The 13,464-nt window shown below is 66.1% G+C and carries 9 protein-coding genes and 3 pseudogenes; 8 read left to right on the forward strand and 4 right to left on the reverse strand.

Going from position 1 to position 13,464, the window contains the following annotated elements; genetic code table 11:
- Positions 1 to 110 precede the first annotated feature (110 nt).
- The 3 genes from A9X00_RS08370 (at position 111) to A9X00_RS08380 (ending at position 3,580) form a co-directional block, all read left to right on the forward strand.
- Positions 111 to 1,808, forward strand: coding sequence for an acyl-CoA dehydrogenase family protein (locus tag A9X00_RS08370; protein ID WP_067151786.1), 1,698 nt, complete (start codon positions 111 to 113; stop codon positions 1,806 to 1,808).
- Positions 1,809 to 1,955: 147 nt separating this feature from the next.
- Complete coding sequence (locus A9X00_RS08375) at positions 1,956 to 2,642, forward strand: TetR/AcrR family transcriptional regulator (RefSeq protein ID WP_067151789.1); 687 nt, start codon at positions 1,956 to 1,958, stop codon at positions 2,640 to 2,642.
- Positions 2,639 to 3,580, forward strand: coding sequence for a R2-like ligand-binding oxidase (locus tag A9X00_RS08380; RefSeq protein WP_067151792.1), 942 nt, complete (start codon positions 2,639 to 2,641; stop codon positions 3,578 to 3,580). Before A9X00_RS08375 ends, A9X00_RS08380 begins: the two co-directional genes overlap by 4 nt.
- A gap of 12 nt (positions 3,581 to 3,592) precedes the next feature.
- Here A9X00_RS08380 and A9X00_RS08385 read toward each other — a convergent pair whose 3' ends face one another.
- Positions 3,593 to 4,969 (reverse strand): NADP-dependent succinic semialdehyde dehydrogenase, encoded by a 1,377-nt coding sequence (locus tag A9X00_RS08385; protein ID WP_067151795.1) that lies wholly within the window; start codon positions 4,967 to 4,969, stop codon positions 3,593 to 3,595.
- 80 nt (positions 4,970 to 5,049) lie between these two features.
- On the opposite strand from A9X00_RS08385, the gene A9X00_RS08390 reads away from it, so the two are divergent.
- Positions 5,050 to 6,696, forward strand: coding sequence for an acetolactate synthase large subunit (locus tag A9X00_RS08390; RefSeq protein ID WP_067151798.1), 1,647 nt, complete (start codon positions 5,050 to 5,052; stop codon positions 6,694 to 6,696).
- A 90-nt stretch (positions 6,697 to 6,786) separates the two neighbouring features.
- On the opposite strand, the pseudogene A9X00_RS08395 reads toward A9X00_RS08390, so the two are convergent.
- Positions 6,787 to 7,572, reverse strand: a pseudogene (locus A9X00_RS08395) (integrase core domain-containing protein); the annotation flags it as partial.
- 3 nt (positions 7,573 to 7,575) lie between these two features.
- Between A9X00_RS08395 and A9X00_RS31750 the strand changes: the two are divergent.
- The 3 genes and pseudogenes from A9X00_RS31750 to A9X00_RS08405 all read left to right on the forward strand — a co-directional run.
- Positions 7,576 to 7,701: pseudogene (locus A9X00_RS31750) on the forward strand (DUF222 domain-containing protein); the annotation flags it as partial.
- A gap of 358 nt (positions 7,702 to 8,059) precedes the next feature.
- Complete coding sequence (locus tag A9X00_RS30650) at positions 8,060 to 9,169, forward strand: hypothetical protein (protein WP_156771994.1); 1,110 nt, start codon at positions 8,060 to 8,062, stop codon at positions 9,167 to 9,169.
- A 463-nt stretch (positions 9,170 to 9,632) separates the two neighbouring features.
- A complete protein-coding gene (locus A9X00_RS08405) occupies positions 9,633 to 11,096 on the forward strand; it encodes a hypothetical protein (protein WP_156771995.1) in 1,464 nt (487 codons plus the stop codon).
- A gap of 127 nt (positions 11,097 to 11,223) precedes the next feature.
- Here the strand turns inward: A9X00_RS08405 and A9X00_RS32330 are convergent, their stop codons facing one another.
- Positions 11,224 to 11,355, reverse strand: coding sequence for a hypothetical protein (locus tag A9X00_RS32330; RefSeq protein ID WP_255363060.1), 132 nt, complete (start codon positions 11,353 to 11,355; stop codon positions 11,224 to 11,226).
- Positions 11,356 to 11,600: 245 nt separating this feature from the next.
- On the opposite strand from A9X00_RS32330, the pseudogene A9X00_RS08410 reads away from it, so the two are divergent.
- Positions 11,601 to 11,975 (forward strand): annotated as a pseudogene (locus A9X00_RS08410) (hypothetical protein); the annotation flags it as partial.
- A 5-nt stretch (positions 11,976 to 11,980) separates the two neighbouring features.
- Here the strand turns inward: A9X00_RS08410 and A9X00_RS08415 are convergent.
- Positions 11,981 to 13,429: a lipase maturation factor family protein gene (locus A9X00_RS08415; protein WP_067151810.1), complete on the reverse strand. Its 1,449-nt coding sequence runs from the start codon at positions 13,427 to 13,429 to the stop codon at positions 11,981 to 11,983.
- Positions 13,430 to 13,464: the final 35 nt, after the last annotated feature.

A 13,464-nucleotide genomic window follows, 5' to 3' on the forward strand; every position in this document is an offset into this window, starting at 1 on the left:
AGGTCGACTCGGCGGTAAAACGACAGGCCGTTTTGTCGGGTGCGTTCCCGCACCGGCGCCATTGCAGTACCGTCACCCTCGTCTTGATCGCGACCCGCGGGAGTAATGCCATGTTGCTCAATCCCAACCACCTGCAACGCCGCTACCCGGACCGCCGCTCGGGGGAGATCATGGCCGCGACGGTGGACTTCTTCGAGTCCCGCGGCAAGGCGCGGCTGAAGTCCGACGACCACAACCGCGTCTGGTACTCCGATTTTCTGGACCACATCGGGCGCGAGCGCATCTTCGCCTCGCTGCTCACACCCTCGGAATACGGGGCGGCCGATTGCCGGTGGGACACCTACCGGATCAGCGAATTCGCCGAGATCGTGGGCTTTTACGGGCTGAGCTACTGGTATCCCTTCCAGGTCACCGCCCTGGGCCTGGGCCCAATCTGGATGAGCGACAACGAGGACGCCAAGCGCAAGGCCGCCGCCCAGTTGGAGGCCGGCGAGGTGTTCGCGTTCGGGCTGTCCGAGCGGACCCACGGAGCCGACGTCTACCAGACCGACATGATCCTGACACCGTCCGAGCACGGCTGGACCGCCAGCGGCGAGAAGTACTACATCGGCAACGCCAACGTGGCGCGCATGGTCTCCACCTTCGGCAAGATCGCCGGGACGGACGAGTATGTGTTCTTCGCCGCCGACTCCCAGCACGACCGCTACGAGCTCATCAAGAACGTGGTGAACTCGCAGAACTTCGTCGCCAACTACGCGCTGCGCGACTACCCCGTCACCGACGCCGACCTGTTGCACCGCGGCCCCGACGCCTTCCACGCCGCCCTCAACACCGTCAACGTCTGCAAGTACAACCTGGGCTGGGGCGCCATCGGCATGTGCACCCACGCCATGTACGAGGCGGTCACCCACGCGTCCAACCGCGTCCTGTACGGGACCGTCGTCACCGACTTCACCCACGTGCGGCGGCTGCTCACCGACGCCTACCTGCGGCTGGTTGCGATGAAGCTGGTCGCCACCCGCGCCTGCGACTACATGCGCAGCGCGTCGGCGGCCGACCGCCGCTACCTGCTCTACAGCCCGCTCACCAAGGCGAAGATCACCAGCGAGGGCGAGCGCGTCATCACCGCCATGTGGGACGTCATCGCCGCCAAAGGCGTTGAGAAGGACACCTTTTTCGAGGCCGTCACCCGCGAGATCGGCCTGTTGCCGCGCCTGGAGGGCACGGTCCACATCAACATCGGCTTGCTCGCGAAGTTCATGCCCAACTTCCTGTTCGCCCCGAGCGCCGAGTTGCCCGCGATCTCCCGCCGCGACGACGCCGTCGACGACACGTTCCTGTTCGCCCAGGGGCCGACGGGGGGCCTGGGCAAGGTGCGCTTCCACGACTGGCGCACGCCGTTCGACGCGTTCCGGCATCTGCCCAACGTCGCGCTGCTGCGCGAGCAGGTCGACGTGCTCGCCGAGATGCTGGCCAGCGCCACACCGGATGCGGTGCAGCAGAAGGACATTGACTTCGCCTTCGGGGTGGGCCAACTGTTCGCCACGGTTCCCTACGCGCAGCTCATCCTCGAGGAAGCCCCGCTGTCCGGAGTCGACGAGGCCCTGATCGACGAGATCTTTGCCGTGCTGGTGCGCGACTTCAACGGCTACGCGGTGGAACTCGGCGACAAGCCCGCGACGACGGACGCGCAGGCCCGGTTCGCGATGCGGATGATCCGCCGCCCGGCGCACGACCCCGCGCGCTACGACCAGATATGGAAGGAACACGTCCTGCCGCTCAGCGGCGCGTACCAGATGCGGCCGTGACGTCCCCGGCCCCGCCGAGCGTGCGGCTGGCCGCACATTCTTGCCCGAGCGTGCGGCTGGCCGCACGGTGGACAAGGCTCGCCCCCCCTTGACTGTGAGCTAGCTCACCGTAGAATGACCAGTGGTCATCGACGCTAGGAGGCCGAAATGCCGACGGTGACATGGGCGCGCGTGGACCCCGCCCGCCGCGCGGCGGTGATCGAGGCCGCGGAGTCCGAGTTCGGCGCGCATGGCTTTTCCCGGGGCAGCCTGAACGTCATCGCCCGCCGGGCCGGCGTCGCCAAGGGCAGCCTGTTCCAGTACTTCGCGGACAAGCGTGACCTCTACGCCTACGTCGCCGACGTCGCCAGCCAACGGGTGCGCGCCTACATGGAGGACCGCATCCGCGAGCTGAACCCGAGCCGGCCGTTCTTCGAATTTTTGACCGACTGGCTCGACGCGTGGGTCGCCTACTTCGCCGACCACCCTCATGAGCGCGCGCTGCACGCCGCGGCCACTCTCGAAGTCGACACCGAGGCCCGGGTCAGCGTGCAGAACGTCATTCACCGCCACTACCTGCAAGTGATGCGGCCACTGGTCCGCGACGCGCAGCGGCGCGGTGACCTGCGCGCCGATTCGGACACCGACGCGCTGTTGTCGTTGCTGCTCTTGATCTTTCCGCACCTGGCGTTGGCGCCCTACATGCGCGGGCTGGACCCGGTTCTCGGGCTCGACGAGCCCACGCCGGAGCAGCCCGGGCTGGCCGTGCGCCGGCTGGTCGCGGTCCTGGCGGCGGCGTTCTCGGCGAGCGCGGCCGTCACACCCGAACCGAAACGATCCGAGGAGGTCACATGACACGCACGCATTCGGGCTCGATGGTCAAAGGGGGGCTCAACTGGGACAGCCTGCCGTTGCGGCTCTTTGCCGGCGGCAACGCGAAGTTCTGGAATCCCGCCGACATCGACTTCTCCCGTGACCGCGCGGACTGGGAGCGGCTGACCGACGACGAGCGCCACTACGCCACCAGGCTGTGCGCCGAGTTCATCGCCGGCGAGGAAGCGGTAACCGAGGATATTCAGCCGTTCATGGCCGCGATGCGCGCCGAGGGCCGGCTCGGCGACGAGATGTACCTGACCCAGTTCGCGTTCGAGGAAGCCAAGCACGTGCAGGTGTTCCGCATGTGGCTCGACGCCGTCGGCATCAGCGACGACCTGCACGAGTACCTCGACGACATCCCCACGTACCGAACGATTTTCTACGAGGAGTTGCCGGCCTGCCTCAATGCCCTGTCGACCGATCCGTCACCCGCGGCACAGGTCCGGGCGTCGGTCACCTACAACCACATGGTCGAGGGCATGCTGGCGCTGACCGGGTACTTCGGCTGGCACAAGATCTGCCTGGAGCGCGGCATCCTGCCCGGCATGCAGGAGTTGGTCCGGCGCATCGGCGACGACGAGCGGCGCCACATGGCATGGGGCACGTTCACCTGCCGGCGCCACGTCGCCGCCGACGACGCCAACTGGGACGTCTTCGAAACGCGCATGAACGAGCTGATGCCGCTCGGGCTGCGCCTGATCGAAGAGGGCTTCTCGCTGTACGACCCGATGCCCTTCGGCCTTTCGGTGGAGGAGTTCATGGGCTACGCCGCCGACAAGGGCATGCGGCGGTTCGGCACCATCAACAGCGCGCGCGGTCGCCCCGTCGCCGAGATCGACCTCGACTACTCACCGGTGCAGTTGGAGGACACCTTCGCCGACGAGGACGAGAGGGCGCTGGCCGGGGCATCGGCCTGAAGCCTTCGGCGGCTACCCGACCCAGACCGTCTTGGCGTTGCAGAAGGCGCGGATGCCCAGGCCCGCGAGTTCGCGCCCGTAGCCGGATCGCTTGACCCCGCCGAAGCCGAGTTCGGGGTAGGACACCGTCATCCCGTTGATGAAGACCTGTCCGGCCTCGATGTCCTCGACGAAGCGCTGTTGCTCGGCCTCGTCGTTGGTCCACGCGTTGGACCCCAGCCCAAAGGTGGTCGCGTTGGCAATCTCGATCGCTTCGTCGATATCGGCGGCCCGGTACATCGAGGCGACCGGGCCGAACACCTCTTCGGTGTAAAGGGCCATGTCCTTGGTGATGTCGGTGACCACCGTCGGCGGGTAGAACCAGCCCGGCTGGTCGGGGGTCTTGCCGCCGAGCCGGACCTTGGCACCCGCGCCGACGGCGTCGTCGACCTGCTTGGCGATCTCGTCGCGGCCGGACTCGGTGGCCAGCGGGCCCACGTCGGTGTCCGGGTCGGTCGGGTCGCCGACCTTCAGGGCCGCCATCCGCTCGACGAACTTGTCGACGAACGCGTCGTAGATGTCGGTGTGGACGATGAACCGCTTCGCGGCGATACAGGATTGGCCGTTGTTCTGCACCCGGGCGGTAACCGCGGTCTTGACCGCCGCGTCGAGGTCGACCGACGGCATCACGATGAACGGGTCGCTGCCGCCGAGCTCCATCACGGTGGGCTTGATCTCGTCGCCGGCGATGGCGGCGACGGACTGGCCGGCCGGTTCGCTGCCGGTCAGGGTGGCCGCGGCGACCCGCGGGTCACGCAGGATGCGTTCGACGGCGCTGGACGAGACGAGCAGCGTCTGGAAGCACCCGTCGGGGAAGCCGCCGCGGGCGATGACGTCGGCCAGGTACAGCGCCGATTGCGGCACGTTGGAGGCGTGCTTGAGGAGACCGACGTTGCCGGCCATCAGCGCCGGCGCGGCGAAGCGCACGGCCTGCCACAGCGGGAAGTTCCACGGCATGACGGCCAGCACCACCCCGAGCGGCTGCCACCGGGTGTAGGCCCGCTTCGCGCCCACCGCCTTTGCGTCGGCCGGCTCGTCGGCCAGCAGTTGCTCGGCGTTCTCGGCGTAGTAGCGAAAACCCTTGGCGCACTTGAGCGCTTCGGCCTTGGCCGACTTCAGGGTCTTGCCCATCTCCAGGGTCATCATGGCCCCGACCTCGTCGGCTTCCTTCTCGAGAAGATCGGCGGTGGCGTTTGCCCACTCCGCGCGCTGGGCAAAGGTGGTGTTATGGCGGTAGTCCTTGAACCGGGCGTAAGCGCGCGCGATGGCGGCGTCGACTTCCTCGTCGGTCGCGGGGGTGAAGGTTTTTACTGTCTCGCCGGTAGCCGGGTTGATCGTGGCGATGGGCACGCTGAGATCCTTCGCTTCGGAGTTGGTAAGAGGTCCAACAACCAGCCTGCCACTATCGTTCCCCTCAGGGAGGTGCCGGGATGAGTAAAGCCGCGGAGCTGATGGTGAAGTGCCTGGAGAACGAGGGCGTTTCCGTGGTCTTCGGGGTGCCCGGCGAGGAGAACATCCGCTTCGTGCAGGCGCTGGCCTCCTCGAGCATCCGGTACGTGCTCACCCGGCACGAGCAGGCGGCGTCGTTCATGGCGGAGATGTACGGGCGTGTCACCGGCCGGGCGGCGGTGGTGTCGGCGACCCTCGGCCCCGGCGCGATCAACATGCAACTCGGCGTCGCGGACGCCACCACCAACAGCACCCCGATGGTGGCGATCTCCGCCCAGGTGGGCCAGGACCGCGAGTACAAGGAGTCGCACCAGTACGTCGACCTGGTGTCGATGTTCGCCCCGATCACGCGGTGGGCCGCGGGCATCCCGACCCCGCGCGCCATCCCCGAGATGGTCCGCAAGGCGTTCAAGGTCGCCGAGGCCGAGCGCCCGGCCGCGGTCTACCTGGCCGTGCCGGAGCACATCGATGAGGACGAAACGGACTACGACCTGAACCCGTTGCCCCGCAACGTCGTTCGCCCCGACGCCCCGGCGCCCCGCCAGGTGGAACGGGCCGTGGAGATCCTGCGAAAGGCGAAGCGGCCGGTGGTGCTGGCCGGGCACGGCGCCGCGCGCGCCGACGCGACCAAGGCCCTGGTCCGGTTCTCCGAGGAGTTCGGCATCCAGGTGGCCAACACCTTCCACGGCAAGGGCGTGATGCCCGACGACCACCCCAACAGCATCGGGACGCTGGGGTTCATGCGGCACGACTACGTCAACTTCGGCTTCGACAACGCCGACGCGGTCATCGCCGTCGGCTACGAGCTGCAGGAGTTCGATCCCGTGCGGATCAACCCGAAGGCCGACAAGAGGATCATCCACGTCCATCGGTTCCCGGCCGAGGTCGATGCGCACTACTCGGTCGACGTCGGGATCATCGGCGACATCAGCGATTCGCTGAACGCGCTCACCGACGCGCTGGCCGGTCATCATTTCGAGCACGCCGCCGAGGTCCCCGGGTGTGGCCTGCTCGCCGAGGAATTTGCTCGCGGACAACAGGATTCGCGCTACCCGTTGGCGCCGGCGCGGGTGGTCGCCGACACCCGCGCGGCGCTGGGCCGCAGCGACGTGGTCCTCGTCGACACCGGCGCCACCAAGATGTGGATGGCCCGGCTCTACCCGACCTACGAGCGGAACACCTGCCTGATCTCGAACGGCCTGTCGACCATGAGCTTTGCGCTACCGGGCGCCCTCGGCGTCAAGCTGGCGCGGCCCGACTCCAAGGTGCTGGCCGTTGCCGGCGACGGCGCCTTCCTGATGAACTCCCAGGAAATCGAGACCGCGGTGCGCGAGCGGATTCCGCTCGTGGTGCTGATCTGGGAGGACGGCGGTTACGGCCTCATCGAGTGGAAGATGGATCTCGAGCTCGGCGAGCACTACTACGTCAAGTTCGGCAACCCCGACATCGTGAAGTACGCGGAAAGCTTCGGCGCCAAGGGATATCGGATCACCAGCGCCGCGGAACTGTTGCCGACCTTGAAGGCCGCGCTGGCCGACGACGGGGTGTCGCTGATCTCCTGCCCCGTCGACTACTCCGAGAACCTGCGCCTGACCGACCGGCTTGGTGAGCTGGACGAGACGCTGTAGTCGCCTGGCGCCGACAGACTCTTGTCGTCGTGTGATGTCTCAGGACGTCGGTGACAGTTCTGCATCAGGACTTCGGTGACGGTTGGTGTGTCAGGACTTTGGTGACGGTTTCTCGGGGTTGGGGCGGCGGGGGCCGCGGGGTCGGCCGTTGCCGACGTATCTGATGCCGGGTGCGGGTCGGGTGTGCTCGACGAGGACTTCGCCTTGCAGGTCGGTGACGATGATTTTTTCTGCGGCGCGGACGACGAGGACCTGTTGAAAAGCGCGCTGCACATCGACCATGTAGGTGACCTTGTCCAGTCCGATTGTCCCCGCCGTGGTTACCGTTCGAACATGGGTGTCGGTGGGCAGATCGGTGGGTGGCTGGGCTCGCGGGAACTGGTAGCGGCCGGGTAGTGGCTCACGATAGGCCGGCCGGTCGAGTTTCGGGCGGGGCGGATCCGCTTTGGGGATCGCTTCCCACGCGGCCAGCGGCGTGATGCGTCCGGGCAGGCCTTGGTGGGGGCGTTCGGTGTTGTAGATGTGGTCGAAGGCGTCGACTTGGGCTTGGAGTTCGGCCAGCGTCTCGGCGATCGGCTGCTTGTCGAGGTAGCGGAACAGGGTCTGGTGGAAGCGTTCGTTCTTGCCCTGGGTGGTCGGCTTGTAGGGCTTGCCGGTAATCGCCTCGACGCCCAGGGCCGTGACGTGGTCGACGAGTCGGCCGATGTAGCCGCGCCGCGAAGGGTTCAACGCCAGCCCGTTGTCGGACAAGAGGCGTTGGGGCACGCCGTGGGCGGCGATGGCCTTGTCCACCACCGTGATTGCGTCCTTGGCGGTCTCGCTGGAGGCGACGTGGGACGCGACCGCGTAGCGGGAGTGGTCGTCGATGAGCTGGAAGAACGGTTGTCGCGGTGTTCTGAGACCGAGGATTGGGCGATAGACACCATGGAGGCGGTTGCGGCCGAGATTACGGCGGCGTTGCGGATCAGCCAGGGGCTGGCGGCCAGCCGCCTGGTTCTGGCCCAGGGTGCCGTCGCGCTGGACACCGATACCCGCGGCGTGGATATCCAATGGTCGGAAACGCCACCGCCGATTCGTTTTCCAGAACCTGGTGTTCGCCAGGGCCGAGAGCCGGTATGCGGTTTCGGCGTTCTCGCCGTTGGGTGTGGTCAGCCTCGACTTGACCCCCTGACGCCGACTAGAACACGGATGGGCATCTCCCAGGGCTGACGGCACGGGACTGCGGAATCTGCTGGCTACAGATTGGCCGGAACCCCATGGCCCCCGCCGTCCAGCAAATCTCGGCACGGGGGTTATGTCGGGGGGCAACGGTAGACTTTCAGCAATTGCGCCCACGAGACACCAAGGAGGACCCTCCGCGCCAATGAGCAGTTTCGTTCGCTTCGGCGACGAGGAGATCGACCTTTCAGCCGTCAGCCCCGCACAGATGGCCGCTTTATGGAGGCTGTACGAGGATCGCCGGTCATATCGGAACGGCCGTCGTATGCCGTTGCGATGTGTCAAGCCGCACGGTGGTCGCATGTATTTGAAGGTCCGCGGTAATCAACTGTGGGTAGCCCATTATCCCGGCGAGGGTGATCCCTCCTGCAGCATGCGGGTTCAACCCGAGAGTGTCACCCATCAGCGGATGAGGGAGTACAGCGCCCGCGCCGTCGAAACCGCTGGGCACACTGCAACACCCGAATACGTTGCCGGTCGTACCCGCCTTGATCTTCTTGTTCAAGGGCCGCAGACCTATGGCGTTGAGATCCAGGTGTCGCCGCTGACGGTACGGGAAGCTAAGCGACGCACGACGTTATCGCATCGCGCAGGTGCGACGCCGCTGTGGCTTCCCAATACATACGCCCCATGGGAGGACAAGGTGCCGACCCTGCGACCGACCACTCGCTCCAACAGTGGCGGGATCGACTGGGAAGAAACACTTCCCAAAGCCATGACCGTCGCGACCCCTAGCATCCGGCGGATAGTCGCTGGGGCATGTACACCTACCGGCCCATTCGATCATTGCCTAAATAAGCCCGGTGGCTTCTGCTATGACTGGCATCCGGACTACGAACTCGTCATCGGCGTCACCCTCGACGATGCCCTCGTCGGGACCGCCGAAGGGTTCTATGTCTTTCACCAAACCTTGCGGGGACACCCGCTCATAGTTGAGGCTGAAGGCCTTCGCGTCTTTCGCGATCTGACCGGGCACGACGGGGCATTCAATCCCGGCATCAAGGTCAATCCGCCGCAACCGGCGGAGGAGCCGCGCGAATGCATCGCTACCCGGCCGTTAGTTGATCCGGCGTCGGAGGTAACGCCTGACCCGTGCGAATTGCCACCTGTGCGCTGGATCAATTGCCGGAAATGCAAACAACAAACAGCCGTCATCGGTGACGAAGATCGCGACATCTGCCGCCGGTGCGAAATTCACCCCCCCAAGCGCGACATGGACGTTGCTGACTCGCAGCTCATTGGTGGCGCCGGCTAACCCCAATCGGGACCATCATGCTGCCGAGCAGCAGACGCATCGACCGACGGTGGCGTGGCGTGACCCGCGCCCCAAACCCCCAGCGTTGCCCTCTACGGCACGCTGGTGCCCGCGCATGGGCTGTTGCGAGGCGGGCTCATTGGGGCCGATGACCAACGCCAAGGAGGCATACCCCAGTGACTTGCCTGGCCACCGCCGCGTGCTCACATCAGTTCCCCGCCGGACCCGGCCAAAACCTTTCGTGCGAGCGTAGCGCTGACCAAGTATGGTGCCCAAGTTGCTGTTGGGGCCGGTGTTGCATTCCATCGAGACTAGGCGGCGACACGCCGAGAATGGCGGCCGTTGCTTACCGGGCATCGTCTGCGGGCGGCGGTAGCGTTTGGTCTGTGATGTGACGAAACCCCGACCGGGGGTTCGGCCCGCCAGTCGGGGTTCACGTCAATCGCATTTGGTCGATGCAAGGTTGACGGTAGCACCAGACACTCAGGCTCCGCAGAAGGAGCCCGACGGCGAGTCGGGCGATTCGACCGCATCCGGGATCGAAGGAAATGTGTCTGTTGTTCGAAGGAATCGGTATGACGAGACCTGGCACCGATTGCGTGATTGGACCGGCGGCCAGGCGAAGTCCGAGATGCTCGCATGGCAAGTGATCGACGCCGATGGCTACACGCGCATTGATCCGGCCCATCCGCATGGAGGCCCCGACGGCGGCGGGGATGCCAAATGTGAGCGGGATGGCGAAATCTGGGTGATGGCCGCCTACTTTCCCGTGGGCCAAAAAACCCCCGCCACGATCAAGCGGAAGCTTGAGAAGGACATCAAGGGCGCGAAACAGCGTGGTGCCGTTGGCATCGCGTTCGTCACCAACCAGGAGATCACCCTGGCGGCTCGCGAGGCCTGGGAACAACTGGACCCAGAATTGAAAGTCGATATCTTCCACCTGCTACGGGTCACTGAGATGCTCAACAAGCCGGAGTACGCGCAGACCCGCGAAGAGTTCCTCGACATTGTCGCCGGCCCGCCACCGATGCTCATCGACGCGTCGGTGGTCGGCACCGCCCATGCCTTCGATGATGACGCCGAAGTGTTCGAGCGCTACGTGTCCATCGAGGAAGACCGGATCCGAAAGCGGTCCGACGCCGGGCACGCACGCGTTCGCGCAGAACGGGAGAAGCGAGAACGGGAAGCTGCCGCGAGGCCATGGGACGCTGCTCTCGGGATGCGCAACGTGCTCGCCGACAGCGGGATCTTCGATTCCATCGCAAGCCAGTACGGGCCAACGAAATTCCTGCCAAAGATCCCCGGCATGAGCGAGCCGCCGCCGCCACCGGAGCCGCTGACCGAGGAGCAGATCGCCACCGAGGTCGCGGAGTATCGGGCGGCCCTGGCAGCTCGATGGCCGTCCTGCATGGACTACCTGGCTGGCATCGCCTGGGCCGGGCTTCGGTTCCGAATTAAGAATCTGGCGAAGAGCTTCCTGAACGACGTGCAGGTCATTCTGACCTTCCACGACGCGCGAGGGGTCGCCTGGGCGGATCGCGACGACTTCGAACTGCTCAAGGTGCAGGACCCGAGCTACGAGCCGGACAGGAACCCGATGTACTACCCCTTGCCAGTGCCCCGATTGGCTCCTCCCGCCGACTACCCGATCGAGTGGCGGCACGACGACGACGGAGACCTGCAAGTCACGATCACCCTGCGTCAGTTGCGCCCACACCCTGAATGGCGCAGCGATGAATACGGCGACGAGATCGTCCTCATGGTCGACCCCGAGCGCGAGATGAGCGATGTGACGGTCACCTACACGGCGACGGCCCAGGGCTACGGGGACGTGTTCGAGGGCGCCCCGATCGTGATCCCCGTGGAGAAGGTCGAGATGCTCGATGTGCTCCGCGAGGTCATCGACGCCACCAGGGAAGCCTCGTAATGGCGCCGAACGATTCCGGTGTCCCTGAATTACTGGGCGAATCGCCGCGATGCGGACTAGCCCCGCCGGGCTTCGGCTACCGGTGGTGACCGCCCTGGCAGGCGGCACCAAAGACCCGCGGTCATCGTCAGGCCATGAAGGCGCGGATGATCTCCGCAACCATTTTGCCGATGTCCACCAGGCCCCGGGTAGAGCCGGTGCGGTGAACGACGTATCCGGCAACCATCAGTACCGCGATGACGGTAATGGCGAACCACATGGGAGCGTCCATAGTTTCTGGATGCCTTTCCCTTTGCGGCGTGGGAACCATTCACAGGTGTCGACCACACCGATGCCACGCCTTGGGGTATGCGTGTGGCTACCTATTCGCCCTGGGAAGCATGTCCGCGACAGGGTCGGACTGCCTATGAGATAACTCACAGAAGAATGGCAATGGGTTTTGAGGCCTGAGCACCCTTCTGACGTGGATGGACGAGCGAGTCTCTAGACGGCACTTTCCATAATCGGTGCCACCATTTGATCAAGACGTTTATGGGCTGGACCGAAAAGCAACTCGCCGATGGCACCCTGATCCTGACCTCCCCGGCGGGCCAAACCTACGTAACGACCCCGGGCAGCGCGCTGCTGTTCCCCAGCTTGTGTTATTCGGTGGGCGGCATGCCCACCCCGGAAGCCGACCCACCGCCCGTCGACTACTGCGCCGAGCGGACCGCGATGATGCCCAAACGCCGGCGCACCCGCGCCCAAGACCGCGCCTACCGGGTCGCCACCGAACGCCGCCACAACCGCGACGCCCGCACCGCCCGCCGGACCGAGGCCTGGAGCTACACCCTGCCCGCCCCACCCGCCGACGGCGACGACGAACCACCGCCCTTCTGAAGTCGCTAAGCTCCCCAGGGGGACTTCGCTTTTCCGAGCGTCATGGGCCGGACATAGGTGCCCACCAGCTCGCGATGCCACCACGCCCGATCTTGGCGCAGCTCGGCGAACGTCGTGAACCGGTACTCGTAGAGCCGCGCGCGCACGTACCGCGGCGGCGAGTCCGGGAAGGGGTTGCGCCGCAACAGGCGCAGCGTCGGCCGGTCGTTGCGCAGCAGCCGCTCCATGAACGGCTTCAGCCACGGCTGGGCGTAACCCGGCGAGATGGCGGCGAACCACATCAGCCAGTCCAGGCGCAGGTGGTACGGCGCCCACTGGCGGGGCAGCCGGCCCACGGCCCCAGGTTTGCCCTTGAATTCGTACTCCTTCCACGCCGTGTGCTGGGTGGGCCCCTCCTCGTCGGTGCCTTCGATCACCACCTCGCGTCGCACCCGGCCGATGCTGCCGAACGCGCCATAAGTGTTCACCAGGTGAAAGGGGTTGAAGGACATATTCATTCGCTGGCGCGAGGACAGCATGTTGCGCACCGGCCAGTAGGTCAAGAACAGCACGGCGCCGGCGAACGCGATCACCAGGCCGGCGAACCACAGCGGCGGAGCCGGCCAGGCGGGGTGCGCGGGCACGGAAAACAGCACCCTGAAAGCGGAGTCGTCAACAGCGCTGAACGCCAACATGATCGTCACCCAGTTGAGCCACGCGAAGTTGCCCGACGCCACCAGCCAAAGCTGGGTGACGAGGACGATCGCGCCGGCCACGCTGGCCACCGGCTGCGGCGCGAACAACCCGAACGGCACGATCAGCTGGGCGAAATGGTTGCCGGCGACCTCGACGCGGTGCAGCGGCCGGGGCAGGTGGTGGAAGAACCAGCTCAACGGTCCCGGCATCGGCTGGGTCTCGTGGTGGTAGTACAGGCACGTCAGGTCGCGCCAGCACGGGTCGCCGCGCATCTTGATCAGCCCGGCGCCGAACTCGACCCGAAACAGCAGCAGCCGCGCCATCCACAGCGTCAGCACCGGCGGCGCCACCCGGTCGTTGCCGAGGAAGATCATCAGAAACCCCGCCTCCAGCAGCAACGACTCCCAGCCGAACCCGTACCAGGTCTGGCCGACGTTGACGATCGACAGGTAGAGCACCCACAGCGCCAGCCACGCCAGCATCGCGGCCCACACCGGCGCCAGGTCGGCCGCTCCGGCGACGACGGCCGCCGCCAGCGCCGCGCCCAGCCAGGCCACCCCCGCGAACAGCCGATCGGAATAGCGCAGGTGGAAAAGGCTGGGCGCGCGCCAAAACGTCTGCCTGGCCAAAAAGCGCGGCACCGGCAGCATGCCGTGCGCGCCGATGAGCGCGCGGAATTGCAGCGCCGCCGTGAGGAACGCGATCAGGTAGATGGCCGCGACGCCCCGCTGCAGGACCATCCGGCCCAGCCAGTATTCGGGTGCCGAGAACCAACCCATGGTCGTCACGTATTACCAGTCAAGCAGGAGCAAAA

The organism is Mycobacterium sp. 1245805.9 (assembly GCF_001672915.1).
Taxonomy (GTDB): Bacteria; Actinomycetota; Actinomycetes; order Mycobacteriales; family Mycobacteriaceae; genus Mycobacterium.

Bases quoted from the DNA above. Each gene is read 5' to 3' on its own strand.
- A9X00_RS08390 (WP_067151798.1), top strand. From the start codon at position 5,050: ATGAGTAAAGCCGCGGAGCTGATGGTGAAGTGCCTGGAGAACGAGGGC.
- A9X00_RS08370 (WP_067151786.1), top strand. From the start codon at position 111: ATGTTGCTCAATCCCAACCACCTGCAACGCCGCTACCCGGACCGCCGC.
- A9X00_RS30650 (WP_156771994.1), top strand. From the start codon at position 8,060: ATGAGCAGTTTCGTTCGCTTCGGCGACGAGGAGATCGACCTTTCAGCC.
- A9X00_RS08380 (WP_067151792.1), top strand. From the start codon at position 2,639: ATGACACGCACGCATTCGGGCTCGATGGTCAAAGGGGGGCTCAACTGG.
- A9X00_RS32330 (WP_255363060.1), bottom strand. From the start codon at position 11,355: ATGTGGTTCGCCATTACCGTCATCGCGGTACTGATGGTTGCCGGATAC.
- A9X00_RS08415 (WP_067151810.1), bottom strand. From the start codon at position 13,429: ATGGGTTGGTTCTCGGCACCCGAATACTGGCTGGGCCGGATGGTCCTG.
- A9X00_RS08375 (WP_067151789.1), top strand. From the start codon at position 1,956: ATGCCGACGGTGACATGGGCGCGCGTGGACCCCGCCCGCCGCGCGGCG.